The organism is Streptomyces sp. NPDC043176, assembly GCF_056436715.1.
The window spans coordinates 63,115-87,260 of sequence record NZ_JBWKCA010000025.1; the positions used below are offsets into that span (position 1 = coordinate 63,115).

15 protein-coding genes are annotated in these 24,146 nt (G+C 73.2%); 10 read left to right on the forward strand and 5 right to left on the reverse strand.

What is annotated here, in order from left to right:
• Nucleotides 1-135: 135 nt before the first annotated feature.
• From AC067A_RS31345 to AC067A_RS31360, 4 genes are all read left to right on the forward strand, one after another.
• Complete coding sequence (locus AC067A_RS31345; protein WP_479246174.1) at nt 136-3,861, forward strand: FHA domain-containing protein; 3,726 nt, start codon at nt 136-138, stop codon at nt 3,859-3,861.
• A 123-nt stretch (nt 3,862-3,984) separates the two neighbouring features.
• Entirely contained in the window at nt 3,985-5,340 is a 1,356-nt protein-coding gene (locus tag AC067A_RS31350; protein ID WP_479246175.1) for an ABC transporter substrate-binding protein, read from the forward strand.
• 8 nt (nt 5,341-5,348) lie between these two features.
• Nucleotides 5,349-6,791, forward strand: a complete 1,443-nt coding sequence (locus AC067A_RS31355; RefSeq protein ID WP_479246177.1) for a carbohydrate ABC transporter permease — start codon at nt 5,349-5,351, stop codon at nt 6,789-6,791.
• Entirely contained in the window at nt 6,788-7,702 is a 915-nt protein-coding gene (locus AC067A_RS31360; protein WP_479246179.1) for a carbohydrate ABC transporter permease, read from the forward strand. Before AC067A_RS31355 ends, AC067A_RS31360 begins: the two co-directional genes overlap by 4 nt.
• A 7-nt stretch (nt 7,703-7,709) precedes the next feature.
• On the opposite strand, the gene AC067A_RS31365 is transcribed toward AC067A_RS31360, so the two are convergent.
• Nucleotides 7,710-8,309 (reverse strand): TetR/AcrR family transcriptional regulator, encoded by a 600-nt coding sequence (locus AC067A_RS31365; protein WP_479246180.1) that lies wholly within the window; start codon nt 8,307-8,309, stop codon nt 7,710-7,712.
• A gap of 278 nt (nt 8,310-8,587) precedes the next feature.
• Between AC067A_RS31365 and AC067A_RS31370 the strand changes: the two genes are divergently transcribed.
• Genes AC067A_RS31370 through AC067A_RS31380 form a run of 3 tightly spaced genes read left to right on the forward strand, consistent with a single transcriptional unit; the run spans nt 8,588 to nt 11,695 of the window.
• Nucleotides 8,588-9,499 carry an ABC transporter permease gene (locus tag AC067A_RS31370; RefSeq protein WP_479246182.1) on the forward strand — a complete coding sequence of 304 codons (912 nt, stop codon included), beginning with the start codon at nt 8,588-8,590 and terminating at the stop codon, nt 9,497-9,499.
• Nucleotides 9,492-10,319: an ABC transporter ATP-binding protein gene (locus AC067A_RS31375; RefSeq protein ID WP_479246184.1), complete on the forward strand. Its 828-nt coding sequence runs from the start codon at nt 9,492-9,494 to the stop codon at nt 10,317-10,319. Before AC067A_RS31370 ends, AC067A_RS31375 begins: the two co-directional genes overlap by 8 nt.
• Nucleotides 10,320-10,330: 11 nt before the next feature.
• A complete protein-coding gene (locus AC067A_RS31380) occupies nt 10,331-11,695 on the forward strand; it encodes a glycosyltransferase 87 family protein (RefSeq protein WP_479246186.1) in 1,365 nt (454 codons plus the stop codon).
• A gap of 87 nt (nt 11,696-11,782) precedes the next feature.
• Here AC067A_RS31380 and AC067A_RS31385 read toward each other — a convergent pair whose 3' ends face one another.
• Nucleotides 11,783-16,750 (reverse strand): NAD-glutamate dehydrogenase, encoded by a 4,968-nt coding sequence (locus AC067A_RS31385; protein WP_479246188.1) that lies wholly within the window; start codon nt 16,748-16,750, stop codon nt 11,783-11,785.
• A 430-nt stretch (nt 16,751-17,180) separates the two neighbouring features.
• Between AC067A_RS31385 and AC067A_RS31390 the strand changes: the two genes are divergently transcribed.
• Complete coding sequence (locus tag AC067A_RS31390; RefSeq protein WP_479246189.1) at nt 17,181-17,735, forward strand: DJ-1/PfpI family protein; 555 nt, start codon at nt 17,181-17,183, stop codon at nt 17,733-17,735.
• Nucleotides 17,736-18,083: 348 nt separating this feature from the next.
• Here the strand turns inward: AC067A_RS31390 and AC067A_RS31395 are convergent, their stop codons facing one another.
• Together AC067A_RS31395 and AC067A_RS31400 are read right to left on the reverse strand one after the other, a co-directional pair.
• Nucleotides 18,084-18,740, reverse strand: a complete 657-nt coding sequence (locus AC067A_RS31395) for an HAD family hydrolase (RefSeq protein ID WP_479246190.1) — start codon at nt 18,738-18,740, stop codon at nt 18,084-18,086.
• Nucleotides 18,741-18,941: 201 nt separating this feature from the next.
• Nucleotides 18,942-19,448, reverse strand: a complete 507-nt coding sequence (locus tag AC067A_RS31400; RefSeq protein WP_479246192.1) for a DUF6912 family protein — start codon at nt 19,446-19,448, stop codon at nt 18,942-18,944.
• A gap of 274 nt (nt 19,449-19,722) precedes the next feature.
• Between AC067A_RS31400 and AC067A_RS31405 the strand changes: the two genes are divergently transcribed.
• On the forward strand, nt 19,723-20,235 hold the full coding sequence (locus tag AC067A_RS31405; RefSeq protein ID WP_479246194.1) for an Rv3235 family protein: 513 nt from the start codon (nt 19,723-19,725) through the stop codon (nt 20,233-20,235).
• Between the two features lie 254 nt (nt 20,236-20,489).
• Here AC067A_RS31405 and secA read toward each other — a convergent pair whose 3' ends face one another.
• Nucleotides 20,490-23,297, reverse strand: a complete 2,808-nt coding sequence (gene secA, locus AC067A_RS31410; RefSeq protein ID WP_479246196.1) for a preprotein translocase subunit SecA — start codon at nt 23,295-23,297, stop codon at nt 20,490-20,492.
• A 239-nt stretch (nt 23,298-23,536) separates the two neighbouring features.
• Here secA and AC067A_RS31415 point away from each other — a divergent pair, with 239 nt between their 5' ends.
• Nucleotides 23,537-24,127, forward strand: a complete 591-nt coding sequence (locus AC067A_RS31415) for a GNAT family N-acetyltransferase (RefSeq protein WP_479246198.1) — start codon at nt 23,537-23,539, stop codon at nt 24,125-24,127.
• Nucleotides 24,128-24,146 lie beyond the last annotated feature (19 nt).

Sequence of the window (24,146 nt, forward strand, 5' to 3'; positions counted from 1 at the left end):
TACAGCACGTCGCATCGGGGTCGGGAGCCCCGCGCCGTGCCGACCTGTACCGGGCTACGCGTCCGTGCCGGGTGGGGGGACTCACAGGGCGGTTCCCCTGCCGGGCATGTCGCGCAGAAGGGACCGCTGACGGCGATGCAGATCCGGCTGACCGTCCTCGCGCCGTACGCCGGCCACGGCGCCGGGCGCACGTGCGACGTGCTCGTCACGGCCCCCGCGGGGACGGCGCTCGCCGCCGTCGCCTCCGGCCTGGCCGCCGCCGTCACCGGCCCCGACACCTCGGCCTCGGGCACCACCGTGCTCTACGCGGGCGCGGAGCGTCTGGACACCCGGCGCTGCGTGCTCGGCGAGCCGCCGCTCGTCGACGGCGCGGTCCTCTCCCTCCAGCTGCCCGGCCCCGACGACCGGCTCGGCGAGGCCGCCTCCGCGCGGCTCCACGTGGTCGCGGGACCGGACGCGGGCGGGGTCCACCTGCTGCACGGCGGAGCGATCAGGATCGGCCGCTCCGTCGACGCCGACGTGCCGCTCGACGACCCGGACGTCTCCCGCGCCCACTGCACGGTGACGGTCGGGGAGAACGGCCGGGTGACCGTCGCCGACCTGGGCTCGACCAACGGCACGACCCTCGACGGCGTCCCCGTCGGCGACCGTCCCGTCCGGCTCCGCCCGGGCGCGCTGCTGCGGCTCGGCGAGTCCGCCCTCCGCCTGACCGGCCCCGGCGGAGCCCCGGGCGGTACGGACACGGTGGCGACGGCACCGGACGGCGAGGGTCACCTGCGGGTGGCGCACGGCACGGACGGCCGCGACGACGCGGACGGGCCCGCTTCCGGCCGGCGCACGGCACCGGCGGCCGGACCCGGCGCGGTTCCCGGGCGCGCCGCGGACGCCACCTCGCGCGACACGACCCACGGCGGCGCGCGCGGGATCGCGTTCGGCGCCGCGACGGACGACACGCACCCGTACGAGGAGCGGTACGCCGACGACCGCCGTCCCGCCCCCTACGGCACCGGGCACACCGACCCCTCCCCGGGCCACGCGCGCGCGGGAGAACCCGCCGACGGTCACGACGACGGCGGCGAGGCGCACAGCAGGACCCGCCAGACCCGGCGCGAAGCCCCTCCGGCCGGTTCCGGCCGGCCCGGCGCCAAGCGCGGGCTCGGTGCGTGGGCCCGGCGCCTGACGGGCGGGCGCGAGGAGCTCCCGGCCGCCGCGGCCGCCCCGGGCCCCGTCCCCGACACGCACGCCGGCGCCCGGACCGCCGCGGGCGCCCACGAGGGCGTCCCCGGCCCCCTGCCGGTGGCCGACAGCTGGCCCGACCCCGCGACCGTCCTGCTCACCGCGCTCGGCCCCGGCCCCCGGCTCTGGGAGCGGGAGAGCGGCCACCCCGAGGCCCTGGTGGTCCGGCTCGGCACGGCGGACCGCGCCGAGCTCTCCGGCGTGCCCGTCACCGTCGGGCTGCGCGAGGCCGGTTCGCTCGGCCTGGCCGGGCCCGCCGACCGGCTCGCCGGACTCGCCCGTTCGGTCGTCGCCCAGCTCGCCGCCCTGCACTCGCCCTCCGACCTGGAGATCGTGCTGATCAGCGCCGACCGGAACCGCTCCCTCGACGAGCGGCGCCGGACCTGGGGCTGGCTCGGCTGGCTCCCGCACGTCCGGCCGGCCCACGGCCAGGACTGCCGGCTGCTCCTGGCGTACGACCGCGAGCAGGCCCAGGCCCGCACGGCGGAGCTGACCCGGCGCCTCGACGACGGCCCGCTCGGCCCCGGCTGGCCGAGCGCCGACCGGGCGTCGGTCGCCGACGCCGCGGCCCGCCACGACGGGCCGACGACGGTCGTGATCGTGGACGGCGACCCCGGTTCGGCGGCACTGCGCGAGACCGTGGCGCGCCTCGCGGGCGCGGGCGCGGCGGCCGGCATCCACCTCCTGTGCCTCGCCGAGGCGCCGTCGGCCACCCCGGAGTCGCCGGTGGCCGCCACCTACGAGGCCGCGTGCGCCGCGTCCCTCGCCTTCCGCGAGTGCGGGGCCGCCGCGCTCCTGAGCGGCGACGTGGCGACGGCGCTGCGGCTGCTGCGCACCGCCGGCGGCCGGGTCGCGGGCCACGGCACGGTCGGCGTGGTCGACGCGGTGTCCGTCGCCTGGGCCGAGCGGTTCGGCCGCGCCCTCGCCCCGCTGCGTACGGAGACGGCCGCGGCGCCGTACGGCCGGGCCGCGGCGCTGCCCCCGTCGGCACGCCTCCTCGACGAGCTCGGGCTCGCCCGTGCCACGCCCGCCTCCCTGATGGCCCGCTGGGCCTCCGCCGGCGACGGGACGGCCGTCCTGGGCGCCGGGCCGCGCGGCCCGCTGGCGGTGGACCTCACCCAGGAGGGCCCGCACCTGCTGATCGAGGGCCCCGCGGGCAGCGGGCGCACGGAGCTGCTCCGCTCGATCGCCGCCTCCCTCGCGGCCGGCGGCCGCCCCGACCGGCTCGGCCTGCTCCTCGTGGACGGGGCGGGCGGCGAGCGCGGCGAGGGCCTCGCGGCCTGTACGGAGCTGCCGCACGTGACCGAGCACCTGGTCGCCTCGGACCCGGTCCGGATGCGGGAGTTCGCGCAGGCGCTCGGCGCCGAGCTGAAGCGCCGGGCGGAGCTCCTCGGCGACGCCCACTTCGCCGACCGCCGCGGCGGTCGCCCCGCGTCCCCCGCGGAGCGTCTGATCGGCCCGCGCTCCCCCAGCGCCGCGGAGTCGCTGCCCCAGGGCGCCCGCGCGACCGTCCGCGTCCCGGACACCGGCGACCTCACGGACCGCCCGAGCGGCCGCACCCTGCGCACCGGCGACGGCACGGTCGGCGCCCTCCCCAGCGCTCGCGGCGGCCGCGCGCACGACGGCACGCTGTCCGACCGCCCGAGCGGCCGGCCCCCCTACCCGGGCGGGGACGACCTCGGCGGCCGCGCCGACGGCCGTACGCTCCGCACCGACGACGGCGACGCCTTCCTCCCCGACACGCCCAGCGGACGCCTGCCCCGGCGGGACGGCGGCCCCCTCGACGACCGCCCCAGCAGCCGCACCCTCCGCACGAGCGACGCCGACCTCACCGACCACCCCAGCGGCCGCACCCCCCGCACCGGCGCGAACGACGTCACCGGCCGGGCGAGTGGCCGCATCCCCTACCCGGGCGCCGACGACGTCACCGGCCGGACCAGCAGCCGCACCCCCTACCCCGGCGCCGACGACGTCGGTGGCCGGGCGAGTGGCCGGACCGGGTATCCCGGGGCGAGGGGCGAGGAGGCCGTGGGGCGGATTCCGCGGCCGGCGTCGGGTGAGCAGGCCGCGGCGAGGGCGGCGGGCGGCGGGTACCTGCCGCGGCTCGTGGTGCTCGTCGACGACTTCGACGCGCTGGTGGCCCCGGCGCTCGGCGCTCCGGGCCGACCGGCGGCGGGGTCCGTCGTACGGGCTCTGGAGGCGGTCGCGCGCAGCGGCGAGCGGCTGGGGGTGCACCTGGTCGCGACCTCGGCGCGCCCGGACCGTACGGCCGACACGGAGCTGGCCCACGGGGCCCGGCTGAGGATCGTGCTCGACGCGCCGCCGGTGACCGCGGGGCCGGACGTCCCGGCGGCCGGGCGGGGCCGCCTCGGGCATCCGGACGGCCGGGTGACCCCGTTCCAGGCGGGTCGTGTCACCGGGCGGATCCCGCGGACGGCGACACTGCGCCCGACGGTCGTGCCGCTGGAGTGGGAGCGGATGGGCGACCCGCCCACCCGTCGCCCGGTCCGTGAGCTGGGCAACGGGCCGACGGACCTGGCGCTGCTGGCGAGCGCGCTCGACCGGGCGGCCCGCTCGGTGGAGGCGGCTCCCATAGCGCCGCTGAGCCCCGCGACGCGTGGCTGACGGCACGTCACGAGGACGCAACGATCGCCCGCTTGACACGGAAGGCGGTATTGCGGGGCTCCTTCGCCCGGCGTAGACCTGTCGGCACGGGACAGCGACACGCACGGGAGAGACGGGGCAGCGATGCGTACAACTCTTCGTCCACGCAAGGCCGCGGTGACCATGACCGCGCTCACGGCGCTCTCCGCACTGGCCCTCGCGGCCTGCGGCGGGGGCGGCGAGGTCGGGAAGAAGCCGGGGCCCACGGGCGAACTGCCGCTCAAGGGAGAGAAGATCGAGGTCGCGGCGGTCTGGACGGGTCCGGAGCAGGAGAACTTCACCAAGGTCTTACGGGAGTTCGAGAAGCGCACCGGGGCGACGGTGACGTTCGTGCCCGCCCAGGACCCGATCGTGAACTTCCTCGGCACGAAGATCGCCGGCGGCTCGCCGCCGGACGTGGCGATGCTCCCGCAGGTGGGCGCGATCCAGCAGGCCGCCGCGCAGAAGTGGCTCAAGCCGGTCGGCCCCGAGACCGAGGCCGCGCTGGCCGCGAACTACTCGCGCGGCTGGCAGGAGCTCGGCGCGGTGGGCGGCACCCAGTACGGGGTGTACTTCAAGGCCGCCAACAAGTCCCTGGTCTGGTACAACACGGCCGTCTTCGAGAACGCCGGCGCGTCCGAGCCGAAGACCTGGAAGGACTTCCTCGCGACGGCCGAGACGATCTCCGCCTCCGGCGTCACCCCGGTCTCGGTCGGCGGCGCGGACGGCTGGACCCTCACCGACTGGTTCGAGAACATCTACCTCTCCCAGGCGGGCCCGGCCAAGTACGACCAGCTGGCCAAGCACACGATCAAGTGGACGGACCCGTCCGTCGCCGCGGCCCTGACCACGCTCGGCGAGCTGTTCGGCAAGCCGGCGCTGATCGCGGGCGGGACGGACGGCGCGCTGCAGACGGAGTACCCGGCCTCGGTCACGCAGACGTTCACGGGCGGCGACCAGCCCAAGGGGGCGATGGTCTTCGAGGGCGACTTCGCCGCCGTCAACATCGCCCAGACGCAGGCGAAGATCGGTACGGACGCGAAGGTCTTCCCGTTCCCCACCGTCGGTTCCGGCACCGCGCCGGTGGTGACGGCGGGCGACGCCGCCGTGGCCCTCAAGGACACCAAGGGCGCGCAGGCGCTGCTCGCCTTCCTCGCCTCCCCGGACGCGGCGAGGATCTGGGCGGCGGAGGGCGGCTTCCTCTCCCCCAACAAGAACCTGGACCCGGCCGCGTATCCGAACGACGTCCAGCGCGAGATCGCGAAGGCGCTCATCGACGCCGGTGACGACTTCCGCTTCGACATGTCGGACCAGATGCCGCAGTCCTTCGGCGGCACTCCCGGCAAGGGCGAGTGGAAGGCGCTCCAGGACTTCCTGAAGAACCCGAAGGACGTCGCCGGGGCCCAGGCGCGACTGGAGGCGGACGCGGCCAAGGCGTACCGGACCGCGGCGAAGAGCTGAGGCCCGCCATGCCGAAGGCCACCCGCCACGCCGGGCCGGAAGCCGCCCGCGGCGCCGGGCCGGAAGCCGCCCGCGGCGCCGGGCCGGAAGCCCCGCCCGGCGCCCCCGGCTCCCGCTTCCGCGGTCCGCGCGCGCCCGGCGGCGTCGGCGCGCGGACCGGTGCGCGGAGCAGGGTCGTGGCGGCGGGGTTCCTGCTCCCCGCCCTGATCCTGCTCGGCGCGCTGGTCGTCTACCCGATCGGGTACTCCGTCCAGCGCTCGTTCTTCGACCGTCCCGGCACCTCGTTCGTCGGCCTGGACAACTACGTCGCGCTCCTCACCGACGACTCGCTGCGCACCGCCGTCCGCAACAACCTGATCTGGCTGGTCGTCGCACCCGCGGTGGCGACCGCGCTCGGTCTGGTCTTCGCGGTGCTCACCGAACGCGTCCGCTGGGGCACGGCGTTCAAGCTGGTCGTCTTCATGCCGATGGCGATCTCGATGCTCGCCGCCGGGATCATCTTCCGGCTCGTCTACGAGCAGGACCCCGACCGAGGGGTCGCCAACGCCGTCTGGGTCGGGGTCCACGACACGTTCGCCGAGGCGTCCGGCTTCCCGCGCGCCCGGCCGCTGCCGGTGCATCCGCTGGAGGCGGCCGGCGGCGGCGCGTTCGTCACCGAGGAGCCGGTCCGCGCCGGGGAGCCCGTACGGCTGCCGCTGATCGGGGTGGCTCCCGGGCGGATGCCGGAGGAGGCCCGCCCGGCCCGCGAGCCGGCCGCCGGGTCCGGCGGGTCGGACACGGTCACCGGAACGGCGTGGCTGGACTTCACCCGGGGCGGCGGCGGGCGGCCGAACGTCGTCGACCCGGCCGAACTGGGCCTGGCGGGACTGCGGATCGAGGCGGTGAGGGACGGGAAGGTGGTCGCCACGGCCACGGCGGCCGCCGACGGCACCTTCGCACTGCCCGCCGACCGGGCCGACGGGGCCGTACTGCGGCTGCCCGCGAGCAACTTCCGTGAGCAGTACGACGGCGTGGAGTGGCTGGGGCCGTCGCTCGTGACCCCGGCCGTCATCGGCGCGTACGTGTGGATGTGGGCCGGCTTCGCGATGGTGCTGATCGGGGCCGGGCTCGCGGCCGTACCGCGCGAACTGCTCGAGGCGGCGCGGGTGGACGGGGCGAACGAGTGGCAGGTGTTCCGCCGGATCACGGTGCCGCTGCTCGCCCCGGTCCTGGTGGTCGTCCTCGTCACGCTGATGATCAACGTGCTCAAGGTGTTCGACCTGGTCTTCGTCATCGCGCCGGGTTCGGCCCAGGACGACGCCAACGTGCTGGCGCTCCAGCTGTACCGCTCGTCCTTCGGCACGGACGCGGACCTCGGGGTGGGCTCGGCGATCGCGGTCGTCCTGCTCCTGCTCGTCCTGCCGGTGATGGCGGTCAACATCCGCCGCATACGAAGGGAGACCCGCCGATGACGTCGCTCGCCCGCCGGCCCGCGCCGGCCGCCTCCCGGACCGCTTCGCCCGCCTCCCGGCGCACGTCGCTCGTCTCCCGGGCGGCCGCCGGGGCCGCCTCCGGTGCGGTCCGCGTCTTCCTCGTCCTGGCCGGCCTGTTCTGGCTGCTGCCCACGATCGGGCTGCTGGTCTCGTCGCTCCGCTCGCCCTCGGACATCGCGGCGGACGGCTGGTGGCAGGTGTTCACCGCGCCCGCCCGGCTGACCACCGAGAACTACGCGCACCTGCTGGCGAACGAGACGATCACCGGCTCCCTCGTCTCCACCGTCCTGATCACCGTTCCGGCGACGCTCCTCGTCCTCGTCCTCGGCTCGTTCGCCGGGTACGCGTTCGCGTGGCTGGAATTCCCGGGCCGTGACTGGTGGTTCCTGGGGGTCGTCGCCCTGCTCGTGGTGCCGGTGCAGGTCGCCCTGGTCCCGGTGTCGAAGCTGTTCGGGGCGGTCGGGCTCTTCGAGACGACGCTCGGGGTCGTCCTCTTCCACACGGCCTTCGGCCTGCCGTTCGCGATCTTCCTGCTGCGGAACTTCTTCGCGGAGATCCCGCGCGAACTCCTGGAGGCGGCGCGGCTCGACGGGGCGGGCGAGGTCCGCCTGTTCACCCGGGTGGTGCTGCCGCTCGGGGGCCCGGCGATCGCGTCGCTGGGGATCTTCCAGTTCCTGTGGGTGTGGAACGACATGCTGATCGCGCTGATCTTCGCGGACTCGCAGTCGCCGCCGATCACGGTGGCGCTCCAGCAGCAGGTCCGGCAGTTCGGCAACAACGTGGACGTGCTCGCGCCGGGCGCGTTCGTGTCCATGGTGGTGCCGCTGGTGGTCTTCTTCGCCTTCCAGCGCCAGTTCGCGTCCGGGGTGATGGCGGGCGCGGTGAAGTAGCGGCCGGTCAGGCCCGGAGCGCCGCCACGGCCGAGCGGGCGAGGTCGTCGGCGTATCCCGGCGGCAGGGGGCCGCGGACGACGACGAGCCGCCAGTAGAGCGGTCCGACGACCAGGTCGAGGGCGCGGGCGGGGTCCGCGCCCTCGGGCAGCTCGCCGCGGGCGACGGCCTCGCGGACGATCCGGGTCACCACGCCCTGCTGGCCGTCGAGCAGCGTGGACGTCACGGTCTCGGCGATCTCGGGGTGCCGGGCGGCCTCGACGAGCAGGTCGGGGATGACCTTCGAGGCGACCGGGTGGCGCAGGGCGTGGGAGGCCACTTCGAGGAGGGCGCGCACGTCGCCGTGGAGGGAGCCGGTGTCGGGCGCGGGCAGTCCCTGGGCGGCGAAGGCGCCGACGAGGTCGAGGACGAGGGCGAGCTTCGACTTCCAGCGCCGGTAGACGGCGGTCTTGCCGACTCCCGCGCGGCGCGCGATGCCCTCGATGGACATGCGGGCGAAGCCCACGGTCGCCAGCTCCTCGAAGACGGCGGCGCGGATGGCCTCGGTCACGTCCTCGCGGAGCACGGCGGCCCCTGCGGGGGCGCGGCGTGGGGTCGGAGCGGTCATGACGGCATCCTAACCAACACCCATGTCACGACGATACGGTTGCGTTCCGACGTACACCCGGCCTACTCTCCCCGTGGCGACGATACGGTACCGTCCCATCGCCACGGCCCCCACCAGAAGGCCGGCCCCCGACCCAAAGCCCCCGGAAGGCCGCCCCCGACCGAAAGCCCCACCGGAAGGCCCGACCTCTCTCACCGTGACCGCCCCACCGGAAAGCCCGGCCCCCGCCGGAAGCGCCGCACCGGAAGGCCCGCCCCCCTCGCCGAAAGCGTCCGCCCGTGACCACCGCCCTCGCCCCACCCCCGCCGCAGGCCGCCCCCGAGGAGGACCTGCGCGCGCTCGCCCTCCGCCACGGCCTCACCGTCAGCGGCGCCCGCCCCCCGCTCCCGGAGTACGTCCGGCAGCTCTGGTCCCGGCGCGACTTCATCGCCGCGTTCGCGACGGCCCGCCTGACCGCCCAGTACAGCCAGGCGCGCCTCGGCCAGGTCTGGCAGGTGATGACCCCGCTCCTGAACGCGGCCGTGTACTACGCGATCTTCGGCGTGCTGATGAACGCCAAGCACGGCGTCCCGGACTACGTGCCCTTCCTGATCACCGGCATCTTCGTGTGGACCTTCACCTCCGACACGGTGATGGCCGGCACCCGGGCGATCAGCGGCAATTCGGGCCTGGTCCGCGCCCTGCACTTCCCGCGCGCGAGCCTGCCGATCTCGCTCGCGCTCCAGCAGCTCCAGCAGCTCCTGCTCTCGCTCGCGGCGCTGGTGGCGATCCTGTTCGCGTGCGGCGAGCTCCCGACCTGGAGCTGGCTGCTCGCCGTCCCCGCGCTCACCTGCCAGGCCCTGTTCAACACGGGCGTGGCGCTCGTCCTGGCCCGGTCGGCGGCCCGCACCCCGGACATCGCGCAGCTGATGCCGTTCGTGCTCCGCACCTGGATGTACGCGTCGGGCGCGATGTGGTCGATCCGGAACCTGGCGAGCGGCGAACGCCTCCCCGACGGCGTGGTGGCGGCCCTCCAGTGCAACCCGGCGGCGGTCTACATCGACCTCGTGCGCTTCGCCCTGATCAGGAGCCACACCGCGGCGCAGCTGCCGCCGCACGCCTGGGCGCTCGCCGCCGGCTGGGCCCTGCTCGCCTTCGGCGGCGGTTTCGTCTGGTTCTGGAAAGCGGAGGAGACGTACGGCCGTGGCTGACATCGAGGCGACCCCCACCGTCGTGGTCGACGGCGTCCACATCACGTACACCGTCAACGGCGGAACCGGCGGTGGGCCGGGCGGCGGCCGCGGCAGCGCCACCGCCACCCTCGGCCGGATCCTGCGCCGCGGCCGTACGACTCCGACGAGCCGCAGGGTGCACGCCGTCCGCGGCGTCAGCTTCGTCGCGCACCGGGGCGAGGCGATTGGCCTGATCGGTTCGAACGGGAGTGGGAAGTCCACCCTCCTGAAGGCCATCGCGGGCCTCCAGCCCGTCGACGAGGGCCGGATCTACACCCACGGCCGCCCTTCCCTCCTCGGCGTGAACGCGGCCCTGATGGGCGATCTGACGGGCGAGCGGAACGTGGTCCTGGGCGGCCTCGCGATGGGCATGAGCCGCTCCGAGGTGCGCGAACGCTACGACGGCATCGTGGACTTCTCCGGGATCAACGAGAAGGACGACGCGATCTCCCGGCCCATGCGGACGTACTCCTCCGGCATGGGCGCCCGGCTCCGCTTCTCCATCGCCGCCGCCAGGAGCCACGACGTGCTGCTGATCGACGAGGCCCTGTCGACGGGTGACGCGCGCTTCCGGCGCCGCAGCCGACGGAGGATCGACGAGCTGCGGGCGGAGGCGGGCACGGTCTTCCTGGTCAGCCACTCGAACTCGACTATCACCGAGACCTGCGAGCGGGCGCTGTGGCTGGAGGCGGGGACGCTGCGGAGGGACGGCCCGGCGGAGGAGGTGGTGGCGGCGTACGAGGAGTACACGGCCGGGCCGGGCCCGAAGACGACGAACAATCAGGACATTACGGTCTAAAGTGCTGTGGGGTGACGAACCATCACCCGCAGCCACCGCCCCTGACCGGAAGCGAGCCCCCGGGACCGCCCCACAGCGGAGGCGAATCCCCCGCCCCGCCCCGGACCGGCAGCGAACCGCCCGCCCTGACCGGCTCGCCCTTCGAGTCGGACACCTTCACCTCGGCCACCTTCGTCACCGTCGGCCGCGGCCCCCACCTCGCCCTCGCCGCCGGCTGGCTCCTCACCCGGGCCTGGATGCTCCTGCTGCTGTACCGCGACGACCTGGGCATCGGCGGGGTGGGGCGCGAGGTCGCCCTCTACCGGCACTGGTACGGGCAGTTCGCCCAGGGCACCTTCCCGGCCGGCGACGTCACCTGGCAGTACCCGCCCGGCGCGGGGCTCGTGATCATGTCGCCGGGCGTCCTCCCGTGGCTCACGTACTTCCAGGCGTTCGTCGCCCTCACCCTGCTCGCCGACGCGGTCGTCGCCCTCGCCCTCGCCCGCGCGGACAGCGCCCACCTCACCCACGGCGCCTGGATCTGGGTCTGCGGCCTCCCGCTCCTCCTGCACCTGCCGCTGGCCCGGTACGACGTCCAGACCACCGCCCTCGCCGTCCTCGCGCTCCTCGCCCTCGGCGCCCGCTCCACCGCCGCCCACCGGCTCGGCGGGGCACTCGCCGGCATCGGCGCGATGGTCAAGGTCTGGCCCGCCCTCGCCCTCATCGGCACGCCCCGGGGCCGTACCACCCGCGAGGCCTGGACCGCGGCCGCCGTCACCGCCCTCGCGCTCCTCGCCACCCTCGCGCTCTTCTTCTCCGAGTCCCTGGGCTTCCTGCGCCAGCAGGGCGACCGGGGCATCCAGATCGAGTCCCTCGGCGGCACCGCCCTCGCGCTGGCCCAGGCCTCCGGCGCCTGGTCCGGCGGGGTCGAGTTCCGCTACGGCGCCTTCGAGTACGTCGGCCCGTACGTCTCCAGCCTCGGCCACCTCGCCCTGCTGCTCACCGTCGCCGCCTTCGGCTGGCTGCTCCTCTGGCGCGTCCAAGCCCGGCGCTGGACCCCGGCCACCCCCCTCGACGCGGCCTTCGCCGCCGTCCTGCTCTTCACCGTCACCAGCCGCGTGATCAGCCCCCAGTACATGATCTGGCTGATCGGGCTCGCCGCCGTCTGCCTGACCTCCCGCCGGACGGTGATGCGCCCGGTCGCCCTGCTCCTCCTCCCGGCCGCCGCGCTGAGCTCCCTCGCCTACCCCGTCCTCTACCTCGACGTCGTCGCCGGCACCCCCACCGGCCTCACCGTCATGGTCCTCCGCAACGCCCTCCTCCTCGCCGCCGCCCTCCTCGCCGCCCGCCGCCTGTGGACCTCGACGGTCGCCCCGCCGGCCGAGCGGGCCTCCTGACGACATGGGCGCGCGAGGAAGGGCCCCGCCGGAGAACCGGCGGGGCCCTTCCCTGTCGGGCGGCCACGCGATCGGGCCGCCGGGCGACTAGCTGTGCGAACGGAGCAGGGTGCGCATCGTCCGCATGGCGACCGACAGGTTCGCCAGGTCGAAGGTGTCCGAACCCTGGATCTCCTCCAGCGTCGTCCGGGCGCGGCCCAGGATCGCCGCGTTCTTCTCCTCCCAGGCCTTGAACCGCTCCTCGGGGCTCGTGCTGCCGTTGCCCACGGTCAGGACGTCGGCGGTGAGCGCCGAGTGCGCCGCGAAGAGGTCCTCGCGGATCGAGGCGCGGGCCATCGACTGCCAGCGGTCGCTGCGCGGCAGCTCGATGATCCGGTCCATCAGGTCGGTGATCCGCAGCCGGTCGGCCAGGTCGTAGTAGACCTCGGCGACCGCCAGCGGCTCCTTGCCCATCCGGTCCGCGATCGCGACGACGTCGAGGATCGGGAAGGCGGAGGAGAAGCCGGCGACCCGCAGCGCGAGCTCCTCCGGCACGCCGAACCCGGTCAGCTCGTCGAAGATCGACTGGTACCACTCCAGGTCCGCGCCGCGCAGCAGCTGCGGCAGCTGCTGCCAGACCTCCTCGACGCGCTCGCCGAAGAAGTCGATGGTCTCGCCGATCTGGAGCGGCTGCGGCCGGTTGTTGAGCAGCCAGCGCGTGCCGCGCTCGACGAGGCGGCGGGAGTGCAGCCGCATCTGGGTCTGGATGCCGGCCGGCACCTGGTTGTCGAGGGCCTCGACGGCGTCCCAGACCTGGCCGAGCCGGAAGACGGCACGGGCGGCGGTCTGCGCCCGCACGATCTCCTCGATCGACGCGCCGGTCTCCTCCCGGAGGCGGTGCAGGAAGGTCGAGCCGCCGGTGTTGACGGTGTCGTTGACCAGGACGGTCGTGATGATCTCGCGGCGCAGGGCGTGGTTGTCGACGGCCTCGGGGAACTTCTCGCGCAGCAGCGTCGGGAAGTACGCGTGGAGCAGCCCGCGCAGGTACGGGTCGTCCGGGAGCTCCGTGCCGATCAGCTCGTCAGCCACCGTGATCTTGGTGTACGCGAGGAGGACGGCGAGCTCCGGCTGGCTCATGCCCCGGCCGTTGTTGAGCAGCTCGCGGATCTGCCGGTCGTTGGGCAGGAACTCCAGGGACCGGTCGAGGCTGCCGTCGCGGCCCAGGCGGCGCATGAACCGCTGGTGGGCGTGGAGCAGCGAGGGCGACTGGGCGACCGCGTTGGCGAGGGCGGTGTTCTGCGCGTAGTTGTTGCGCAGGACGAGCGCGCCGACCTCGTCGGTCATCTCCGCGAGGATCTTGTTGCGCTGCTTGACGGTCATGTCGCCCTCGGCGACCAGCCCGTTGAGCAGGATCTTGATGTTGACCTCGTGGTCGGAGGTGTCGACGCCGGCGCTGTTGTCGATGGCGTCGGTGTTGACCTTGCCGCCGGCGCCCTCGGGGCCGCCGGTGCGGGCGAACTCGATGCGGCCCAGCTGGGTCGCGCCGAGGTTGCCGCCCTCGCCGATGACCTTGGCGCGGACGTCCTGGCCGTCGACGCGGATGGCGTCGTTGGCCTTGTCGCCGACGTCGGCGTTGGACTCGGCCGACGACTTGACGTACGTGCCGATGCCGCCGTTCCACAGCAGGTCGACGGGCGCGTGGAGGATGGCCTTCATCAGCTCGGCCGGGGTCATCTTGGTGATCCCGTCCTCGATGCCGAGGGCGGCCCTGACCTGCGCGTTGATCGGGATCGACTTGGCGCTGCGGGGGTGGACGCCACCGCCGGCGGAGAGCAGCGACGGGTCGTAGTCGGCCCAGGACGAGCGGGGCAGGTCGAAGAGGCGGCGGCGCTCGGCGTACGACACGGCCGCGTCCGGGTTCGGGTCGACGAAGATGTGCCGGTGGTCGAACGCGGCGACGAGCCTGATGTGCTCGCTGAGCAGCATGCCGTTGCCGAAGACGTCGCCGGACATGTCGCCGACGCCGACGACCGTGAAGTCCTCGGTCTGGGTGTCGTGGCCCAGTTCGCGGAAGTGCCGCTTGACGGACTCCCAGGCGCCGCGGGCGGTGATGCCCATGCCCTTGTGGTCGTAGCCGGCCGAGCCGCCGGAGGCGAAGGCGTCGCCGAGCCAGAAGCCGTAGTCCTCGGCCACCCCGTTGGCGATGTCGGAGAAGGTCGCGGTGCCCTTGTCGGCGGCGACGACCAGGTACGTGTCGTCCTCGTCGTGGCGGACCACGTCGGCCGGCGGCACGACCTCGCCCGCGACCAGGTTGTCGGTGATGTCGAGCAGCGCCGAGATGAAGGTCTTGTACGAGGCGATGCCCTCGGCCAGCCAGGCGTCGCGGTCCACGGACGGGTCCGGGAGCTGCTTGGCGACGAAGCCGCCCTTGGCGCCGACCGGCACGATGACGGTGTTCTTCACCATCTGCGCCTTGACCAGGCCGAGGATCTCCGTACGGAAGTCCTCACGGCGGTCGGACCAGCGCAGGCCGCCTCGGGCGACCTTGCCGAAGCGCAGGTGGACGCCCTCGACGCGCGGGGAGTACACCCAGATCTCGAAGGCCGGGCGGGGCGCCGGAAGGTCCGGGATGGCCTGCGGGTCGAACTTCATCGACACGTACGAGTGCGGCGTACCGTCCGCCGTCAGCTGGAAGAAGTTCGTCCGCAGCGTGGCCTTGATGACGGTCAGGAAGGACCGCAGGATCCGGTCCTCGTCCAGGCTCGCGACCTGGTCGAGGGCGGCGTCCAGCTCCTCCATGAGAGCGTCGATCAGCTCGGTGCCGGCGCGCTGGCGCTCCGGGGCCATCCGGGCCTCGAAGAGGGAGACGAGCAGCCGGGTGGTGTGGACGTTGTTGCGGAGGGTGTCCTCCATGTAGTCCTGGCTGAACGTCGCACCGGCCTGGCGCAGGTACTTGGCGTAGGCGCGCAGCACCATCGCCTCGCGCCAGGTGAGCCCGGCGGAGAGGACGAGGGAGTTGAAGTTGTCGTTCTCGGCCTGGCCGGTCCAGGTGGCGGAGAAGGCCTCCTGGAAGCGCTCGCGGGCGTCGTCGCCGACGTAGTCGCCGCCGTTCCCGGTCGGGGCGGGCATCCGCAGGCCGAAGTCGTAGATCCAGGCGTGGGTGCGGTCGGCGCAGCGGAGCTCGTACGGACGCTCGTCGGTGACCTCGACGCCGAGCCGGTTGAGGACCGGGAGGACGGCGGAGAGGGAGATCTGGTCGCCGGTCTTGTAGATCTTGAAGCGGCGCTCGCCGGGGCCGGCGGCGACCGGCTCGTAGAGGGAGAGCGCGAAGTCCTTGCCGCTGGCGGCGAGGGCCTCCATGCGGACCAGGTCGGCGACGGCCGCGCGCGGCGAGTGGTCGGCCTTGTAGCCCTCGGAGAAGGCGCTGCCGTAGCGGCGGAGCAGCTCGGCGGCGCGCTCCTCGCCGAACTCGGCGTTGAGGGCCTCGCCGAAGCCGTCGGACCAGGAGCGGGCAGCCTCGACGAGCCGGGCCTCGATCCGGTCGACGTCGGCGTCGGTCAGCTTGGCGAGTTCGGTGCCGGGCTTCACGCGGACGACGAAGTGGAGACGGGAGAGGATCGACTCGGTGTTCCAGGCGGTGAAGTCGACGCTGGTGCCGTCGAGCTCCTCCTTCAGGAGGTCGATGATCCGCAGCCGGACACGGGTCGTGTAGCGGTCGCGCGGCAGGTAGACGAGGGCCGAGTAGTAGCGGCCGTACTCGTCCTGGCGCAGGTAGAGCCGCAGCCGGCGCCGTTCCTGGAGGTACAGGACGCTGGTGACGATGGCCTGGAGCTGGTCGACCGGGGTCTGGAACAGCTCGTCGCGCGGGTAGGTCTCCAGGATCTGGAGCAGGTCGCGGCCGTCGTGGCTGTTCGGCGAGAAGCCGGCGCCCGCGAGGACCTCCTGGACCTTGCGCTTGACGACCGGGACCCGGCGGACGGACTCGGTGTACGCGGCGGACGAGAACAGGCCGAGGAAGCGGCGCTCGCCGATCACGTTGCCGTCGGCGTCGAACTTCTTCACGCCGATGTAGTCGAGGTACGAGGGGCGGTGCACGGTCGCCCGGCTGTTGGCCTTCGTCAGGATCAGCAGCTTGTGCTCGCGCGCCTTGGCGCGGGCGTCGGCGGGCAGCCGGCTGAAGGAGGGCGAGACGGGGTGGGCGTGGTGGCCCTCGTCGTCGCCGAGGTGCTGCGGGTCGGAGCGCAGGATGCCGAGGCCGGTGCCGGGCACGGCGGTCAGGGCGTCGCCGTTGACGAGCTCGTACTCGCGGTAGCCGAGGAAGGTGAAGTGGTCGTCGGCGAGCCAGCGCAGCAGCTCGCGGGCCTCCTCCACCTCGGTCGGCCGCAGGTCGGAGGCGGTCGGCTCGGCGGGGAGCCCCTCGGCGATGCGCAGCGCGGCGTCGCGCATCTTGTCCCAGTCCTCGACCGTCTCGCGGACGTCGGACAGGACGCGCAGCAGGTCGGCGGTGATCTGCTTGAGGTCGGCGCGGTCGGTCTCGCGGTCGATCTCGACGTGGATCCAGGACTCGGTGAGCGCGTCGTGCGGCAGCTCGCCGTCGATCTGGACCGACAGGACCTCGATGAGCTTGCCGGCGACGTCACGGCGGACGAGGACCTGCGGGTGGATCACGACGTGGATGCCGCGGCCCTGGCGGGACAGCTCGTTGGTCACCGAGTCGACGAGGAAGGGCATGTCGTCGGTGACGACCTCGACGACGGAGTGGCTGCTCGTCCAGCCGTTCTCCTCCACCGTCGGGGTGTGGACGCGCACGTTCGCGGTGCCCTGCGGGCGGTTCTCCGCGAGCCGGTAGTGAGAGAGCGCGGCACCGAACACGTCGACCGGGTCGCGGTCGCCGAGGTCCTCGGGCGCCGTGTGCAGGTAGTAGCGCTGGAGGTAGTCGAGCACGGTGTCCCGGTCGGGGTGCTTCCCGGCACCCGCCGGGCCCGTCGGAAGTCGCCCCCCGACCGGGCTGTGCTCAGCTACCCGGGCGGCCCTCTCGAGCAGCTCGGCCTTTGCTTCGTCCAGCTTGGTCTGCATGTCCTCTGACTCCTGTCGCGCGCCGTTGCGTGACGTCGGTGGAAGAAAGGGCACAACGCCACGACGCGGTGATTCCGGTCGAAGACGACGGTATGCCCGGATGAGAGATGCCCGGATCGTTATCGGCCACGGAGCGTGGCGCGTCCGGACGGGAAGGATCGGCGAACGCACGGTCGACCCGGCCGCTGTCGCGGGCCGGGCGGCAGCCGGGGGCTTCGCTGCCCCCACGGCGTATCGCGCTGATCACGGCAAAAGCCTATCGCTCCCGCACCCCGAACCGTCATGAGCCGTATGCGTACAAAAGAGCGGGCGAAGTTTGACGTTATGGACAGCGACACGTGTCCTCTTGGCAAACCGGCCCGTCGCGGGCAGCGTGTACGCGAGCATGGACAGAGCACGACAGACCGACCATCTGTGATCCGGGAGAGCCATGGCGAAGATCCTGATCGTGACCGGTGACGCGGCGGAGTCGCTGGAGGTGATGTACCCCTACCAGCGGCTTCTCGAAGAGGGCTACGAGGTCGACATCGCCGCCCCGGCCCGCAAGACGCTGAGGTTCGTCGTCCACGACTTCGAGCCCGGTTTCGACACCTACACCGAGAAGCCCGGCTACACCTGGCCCGCCGACCTGGCGTTCTCCGAGGTCGACCCCGGCGCCTACGCGGCGGTGGTGATCCCGGGCGGCCGCGCTCCGGAGTACCTGCGCAACGACCCCGAGCTCCGCAAGATCCTCAAGGCCTTCTTCGACGCCGACAAGCCCGTCGCCCAGATCTGCCACGGCCCGCTCCTCACAGCCGCCGTCGGCAGCCTCGAAGGGCGCCGCGTCACCGCCTACCCGGCCCTCGAACTCGACATGCAGGCCGCCGGCGCCACCTTCCAGGACTCCGCCGCCGTCGTCGACGGCCTCCTCGTCTCCTCCCGCGCCTGGCCCGACCACCCCACCTGGATGCGCGAGTTCCTCAAGGTCCTCCACACCAAGGCCTGAGCCGACCCACCCCCGGGCGGTCGTGGGCATACGCCCGCCGGGTGGTCGTAGGCATACGTCCGCCGGGCGGTTGCGGGGACCCGCCCGGCGGGTGGTGGGCACACGTCCGCCGGGCGGTTGCGGGGACCCGCCCGCCGGGTGGTGGTGGGCACACGTTCCGCAAGGGCGGAACGGATGGGCGCAACCACCCTCCGGGCCGCACCGGCCCTCCCGCCCTGCCACCCACCGATGCAAAGGTCAAAGGTCGCAGGCCCGCAGGGCGTACGCCCGACAGGGCCCGCAGAGTGGCGCGCGCCCACCGACCCACGGGCCGCAAGCCACAGACCGCAGGCCGCCGGGCACCCCGTCCTAGACCAGCGACTCCGCGACCGCCACCGCTTCCTCCAGGGAGTCCACCACCGGCGCTCCCACCCGCGACAACGACGCCCGGCTGTGCGACCCGCCGGTGTACAGCACGGCCTTCGCCCCGACGTGCCCCGCCGCCACCGCGTCGTCCGCCGCGTCACCGATGACGACCACGCGCTCGGCCGGAACGCCCAGCGCGGCCAGGTGCCGCACCATGTGCCCGGACTTCCCGTCCGTCGACGCGTCGACCCGCCCGTCCATCCGGACGAACCGCTCGGCGATCCCGTGCCGCCGCACCAGCGGTATCAGATCGGCGTGCGGCGCCAGCGACAGCAGCGACTGCGTGGATCCGGACGCCTGCCGCGCGGCGAGCAGCTCCGCCGCGCCGGTGGTCAGCCCGCAGCCCTCGGCGCGCTGCCAGTAGTGCCGGTGGAAGGTCCCGTCCATGACGGTCCACTCCTCGTCGGTCGGCAGCCGCCCCATCAGGCGCTCGTAGAACTTCGGTACCGGAACCGTGTACAGCTCGCGGTACCGCTCCAGGGTGATCGACGCCAGACCGAGCTCGGCGAAGGCCGCGTTCGTCGCTCCGATCACCGCGCTGATGTCGTCCAGCAGTGTGCCGTTCCAGTCCCAGACCAGGTGCTTTCCGTGCTTCCCCATGGAAAGACGGTACCCGGCGCCTCGGACGGCGAAGACTGCCCCCGCGGGCGGAGGAAGCGGGGACGGAAGCCGTCGGCTCAAAGGGATCCGAGCGCGAGGAACGTGGATCTCCTGGCGCGTGGACGGAAGCCGCCGGCTCAAAGGGGAGCCGCGCACAAGCAGCCCGGGGACCTCCCGGGAGGGGCGCGTGGACGGAAGCCGTCAGCCCAGCAGCCCGGGGATCTCCTGCACGCCGAACCACAGCAGCTCGTGGTCCTCGGCGCCGTCCACGACGAACTGGGCGTCGTCGTCGCCCTGGTCCGCCGCCCCGAGCGCGTCCGCCGCGGCCGTGACGTCCGCCTCGGCGTCGTCCGCGTCGGCGTGCACCGCGGCCGCCTTGGCGAACGGGACGGGCCCGGCGATCCGGACCTCGCCGATGGAGGCCGCTTCGAGCCCGCCGTCGGGGTCGGTGGCCGCGTCCTTGTCGGCCACGTCGACGGCGACGACGACACGGCGCCGGGGCGCATCGGGCCGGCCCGCGAGGAGGCGCAGGGAGGCGGCCGCGGCCCGGTTGAGCGCCGCGTACTCCAGCTCCTCGATGTCGTCGGAGACGTACCACTCGCGCAGCGCGGGGGTGACGGCGTAGGCGGTCAGCGGGCCGGGGCCGAGCTCGCCCGCCTTGTGCGCCTGTGCGAGACCGGGGAGGGTCAGGGGGACGTAGACGCGCATGGCTGGCCGCTTTCGTAGTCGGAGAGGCCCTCAGGATACGTGCGGAGTCCCCCTTCGGGGCGGGCGGCCGGACACGCCGCCCGCCCGGCGCGGAGGGCCTCCCCCTGGCGGCCGGAGAACCGGTTTCCCGCCGCGTCACCCTGATAGGTGATCCGTTTTCCGGCCCGCCCCGCCGCGGCGGCCTCCTTGCGGGGCCTCGGGGTCCCCCCGTACAAGATCCCCAACGAAAGTTACTGACTGGTACCACTCGGTTACGCAATGACAGGGGCCCGCCATGACCGCCACGCTCACCACCACGCCCTCCCCCACCCCACGTCCCCGCACGGCCCCCGGCGGCCCGGCCGGCACCCGCCCGCACGGCTCCGCGGGAGCGCACCCGCGCGGTCGTGCCGCCACCCGCCCCCGTACGCCGTCCCAGGGCGGCCCGCCCCGCACCGCGCCCCGCGCGCTCCCGCCCCACACCGTCTTCGCCGAGCGCCTCCTCGCCGTGCTCAGCGGGGAGCGGCCGGTCCACTGGATGCTCGGCCACACCGTCGGCGAGGCGTACGAGCAGCTCGTCCTGCTCGCCCCGCGGACGCCCCTGCGGTCGCTCGGCCCCCGCCCCGTGCTGCGCCGCTGCTCGGTCCAGGTCCGCCCCGGCGGCACCGCCGTGGAGGCCTTCGCGACGATCGCCACCGGCCCCCGCGTCCGCGCGATGGCCTTCCGCCTGGAACGCGGCACCGACCAGCGCTGGCGCTGCGCCGCCGTGGAACTCGACGGCCTCGAAGGAGCCGGCCACCGCCCATGAACCGCCCGCCCGCGGACACGAACCGACACCCACCGGGCCATGACCCCGCCCACCCACGGGCACGACGGCAAAGCCGACGCCACCGGCCCACGACCCGCCCACCGGCACGACAGCGGAGCCGACGCCACCGGCCCACGACCCGCCCACCGGCCCGCGGGCATGGCGAAGGGGCCGGCCCCCGGCGGGCGACCGACCCCTGTCACTCGTGCTCACCGCGTCAGCGGGCCCGTGTCAGAGCCCTCGGCGGTGGTGCCTCACTTCTTGCGGCGACGACCGCCGCCCGCGTTCTTCTGCGCCTTGCGCCGCTCGGCCCGGGTCATCCCGTCGCCGCCGTCGTCGTCCGAGGCGAAGTCGCCCTCGATGACGCCGCCGTCGCCGTCCACCGTCGGCGCGGAGAAGTGCAGCCGGTCCGGCCGCTGCGGGGCGTCGAGCCCCTTGGCACGGATCTCCGGACGGCCGGCGGGCGCCGGGACGGCGTCCTCCTTGGCGAGCGACGGTGCGCTCGCCTGCACCGGGACCTCCTCGACCTGCTGCTCGACCTGGACCTCCAGGTTGAACAGGTAGCCGACGGACTCCTCCTTGATGCCCTCCATCATGGCGGTGAACATGTCGAAGCCCTCGCGCTGGTACTCGACCAGCGGGTCCTTCTGCGCCATGGCACGCAGGCCGATGCCCTCCTGGAGGTAGTCCATCTCGTAGAGGTGCTCGCGCCACTTGCGGTCCAGGACGGACAGGACCACGCGCCGCTCCAGCTCACGCATGATCTCCGAGCCGAGCTGCTTCTCGCGCGTCTCGTACTGCTCGTGGATGTCGTTCTTGATCGACTCGGCGATGAACTCGGCGGTGATGCCCGCCCGGTCCCCGGCCGCGTCCTCCAGCTCCTCCACGGTGACCTTCACCGGGTAGAGCTGCTTGAAGGCGTTCCACAGGCGGTCGAGGTCCCACTCCTCCGCGAAGCCCTCGGCGGTCTCCTGGCGGATGTAGTCGTCGATCGTGTCGTCCATGAAGTGCTGGATCTGCTCGTGCAGGTCCTCGCCCTCCAGGACGCGGCGCCGCTCGCCGTAGATGACCTCGCGCTGCCGGTTGAGGACCTCGTCGTACTTCAGGACGTTCTTGCGCGTCTCGAAGTTCTGGGTCTCGACCTGCGACTGGGCGGAGGCGATGGCGCGGGTGACCATCTTGTTCTCGATCGGCACGTCGTCCGGCACGTTGGCCATGGCCATCACGCGCTCGACCATCTGCGCCTTGAACAGCCGCATCAGGTCGTCGCCGAGGGAGAGGTAGAAGCGGGACTCGCCGGGGTCGCCCTGACGGCCGGAACGACCGCGCAGCTGGTTGTCGATACGGCGGGACTCGTGGCGCTCGGTGCCGAGGACGTACAGACCGCCGAGCTCCTTGACCTCCTCGAACTCCGCCTTCACGGCCTTCTCGGCGCGCTCCAGGGCGGCGGGGAGGGCGGCGGCCCACTCCTCGACGTGCTCGACCGGGTCCAGGCCCGCCTGGCGCAGCTCGGCCTCGGCGAGGTCGTCCGGGTTGCCGCCGAGCTTGATGTCCGTACCGCGGCCGGCCATGTTCGTGGCGACCGTGACGGCGCCGCGGCGGCCGGCCTGGGCGACGATGCTGGCCTCGCGCTCGTGGTGCTTGGCGTTGAGGACCTCGTGCTGGACGCCGCGCTTGGAGAGCTGCTGCGAGAGGTACTCGGACTTCTCGACGGAGGTCGTGCCGACGAGGATCGGCTGACCCTTCTCGTGCTTCTCCGCGATGTCGTCGACGACGGCGGCGAACTTGGCGACCTCGGTCCGGTAGATCAGGTCGGACTGGTCCTTGCGGACCATCGGCCTGTTCGTGGGGATCGGGACGACGCCCAGCTTGTAGATCTGGTGGAACTCGGCGGCCTCGGTCATGGCCGTACCGGTCATGCCGGAGAGCTTCGAGTACAGGCGGAAGAAGTTCTGCAGGGTGATGGTGGCGAGGGTCTGGTTCTCGTCCTTGATCGCCACCCCCTCCTTCGCCTCGATCGCCTGGTGCATGCCCTCGTTGTAGCGGCGACCGGCGAGGATACGGCCGGTGTGCTCGTCGACGATCATGACTTCGCCGTCCATGACGACGTAGTCCTTGTCCTTCTTGAACAGTTCCTTCGCCTTGATGGCGTTGTTCAGGTAACCGACGAGCGGGGTGTTCACCGACTCGTAGAGGTTGTCGATGCCGAGCCAGTCCTCGACCTTGGCGACACCGGCCTCGTGGATGGCGACGGTGCGCTTCTTCTCGTCGACCTCGTAGTCGCCGGTCTCCTCGATGCCCTTGAGCGGGTTGCCGGGCTCGCCCTTGGAGAGGCGGGTGACGAGCTTCGCGAAGTCGCCGTACCACTTGGTCGCCTGGTCGGCCGGACCGGAGATGATCAGCGGCGTACGGGCCTCGTCGACGAGGATGGAGTCGACCTCGTCGACACAGGCGAAGTTGTGGCCGCGCTGGACGAGCTCGTCCTTGGACCACGCCATGTTGTCGCGGAGGTAGTCGAAGCCGAACTCGTTGTTCGTGCCGTACGTGATGTCGCAGTTGTACTGCTCGCGGCGCTGGGCCGGCGTCATGTTGGCGAGGATGCAGCCGACGCTCAGGCCGAGGAACTTGTGCACCCGGCCCATCAGCTCGGAGTCGCGCTCGGCCAGGTAGTCGTTGACCGTGATCAGGTGCACGCCCTTGCCGGACAGCGCGTTGAGGTACGCCGGGAGGGTGCCGACGAGGGTCTTGCCCTCACCGGTCTTCATCTCGGCGACGTAGCCGAGGTGGAGCGCGGCGCCGCCCATCAGCTGGACGTCGTAGTGGCGCTGGCCGAGGACGCGCTTGGCGGCCTCGCGCACCGTCGCGAACGCCTCGGGCATCAGGTCGTCGAGGCTCTCGCCGTCGGCGTACCGCTGCTTGTACTCCTCGGTGAGCGCCCGCAGGTCGGCGTCGGAGAGGTTGACGAAGTCCTCTTCGATGGAGTTGACCTGGTCCGCGATGCGGTGCAGTTTGCGCAGGATCTTGCCTTCGCCTGCACGCATGAGCTTGTTGAAGACGGACACTGAGGCTGGTCTCCTTGCCGGTCGGGCCTGGCACTGGGTCTTGTGAAGGACGCGAGCGCGGGCACGGCAGGTGGTCCCCACCGTAACGGCCATCGTAAGCGAGACCGCCCGCGCAGAGGGAGGCCCGCAGTGCCGGAGCCGTACGTGCGCCCGGAAAGAGAACGCCCGAGGTGGGCGGAAGGTGCCGCCCCACCCGAAAAGTGTTCGCTTCCGGTCTGCGCGGTCACCACAATCCCGGCATGGATCCCATCACCCTCACCACGGACCGCCTCCGGCTGCGCGCCTTCGTCCCCGAGGACGCCGAAGCGGTGTACGCCGTCTGCCAGGACCCCGACATCCAGCGCTGGACCGTCGTCCCCTCCCCGTACAAGCGCGAGGACGCCGAGCTCTTCGTCCGGCGGCTGGCGCCGGACGGCTGGCGCGACGACACGGAGTACGCGTTCGCCGTCGAACCGGTGGCCGGCGGCCCGCTGCTCGCCGCGACCTCGCTGAGCAGTCGCGGCCAGGGCGTCTGGGAGGTCGGCTACTGGCTGGCCAAGGAGCATCGCGGCGCCGGCTACATGACGGAGACCGTCCGGGCCCTCGCCCACTGGGCCTTCACCGGCCTCGGCTGCACCCGCCTGGTCTGGCGCGCCGAGGTCGGCAACGTCGGCTCGCGCGCGGTCGCCGAACGGGTCGGCTTCGTCATGGAGGGCGCGCAGCGCGCCGCCCTGGCCAACAAGGGCACCCTCAGGGACGCCTGGATCGCCGCCCTGCTGCCCTCCGACTTCGGCTTCCCCAGCCCCCTCCCCTACCTCCCGGCCCGCGACCTGCCGACCGGTGCCGCCTAGGGAACGCCCGACAGGCACC

Excerpts from the sequence above, each read along its gene's own strand:
- AC067A_RS31345 (WP_479246174.1), top strand. The coding sequence starts at position 136 with ATGCAGATCCGGCTGACCGTCCTCGCGCCGTACGCCGGCCACGGCGCC.
- AC067A_RS31350 (WP_479246175.1), top strand. The coding sequence starts at position 3,985 with ATGCGTACAACTCTTCGTCCACGCAAGGCCGCGGTGACCATGACCGCG.
- AC067A_RS31355 (WP_479246177.1), top strand. The coding sequence starts at position 5,349 with ATGCCGAAGGCCACCCGCCACGCCGGGCCGGAAGCCGCCCGCGGCGCC.
- AC067A_RS31360 (WP_479246179.1), top strand. The coding sequence starts at position 6,788 with ATGACGTCGCTCGCCCGCCGGCCCGCGCCGGCCGCCTCCCGGACCGCT.
- AC067A_RS31365 (WP_479246180.1), bottom strand. The coding sequence starts at position 8,309 with ATGACCGCTCCGACCCCACGCCGCGCCCCCGCAGGGGCCGCCGTGCTC.
- AC067A_RS31385 (WP_479246188.1), bottom strand. The coding sequence starts at position 16,750 with ATGCAGACCAAGCTGGACGAAGCAAAGGCCGAGCTGCTCGAGAGGGCC.
- AC067A_RS31390 (WP_479246189.1), top strand. The coding sequence starts at position 17,181 with ATGGCGAAGATCCTGATCGTGACCGGTGACGCGGCGGAGTCGCTGGAG.
- AC067A_RS31395 (WP_479246190.1), bottom strand. The coding sequence starts at position 18,740 with ATGGGGAAGCACGGAAAGCACCTGGTCTGGGACTGGAACGGCACACTG.
- AC067A_RS31400 (WP_479246192.1), bottom strand. The coding sequence starts at position 19,448 with ATGCGCGTCTACGTCCCCCTGACCCTCCCCGGTCTCGCACAGGCGCAC.
- AC067A_RS31405 (WP_479246194.1), top strand. The coding sequence starts at position 19,723 with ATGACCGCCACGCTCACCACCACGCCCTCCCCCACCCCACGTCCCCGC.
- AC067A_RS31415 (WP_479246198.1), top strand. The coding sequence starts at position 23,537 with ATGGATCCCATCACCCTCACCACGGACCGCCTCCGGCTGCGCGCCTTC.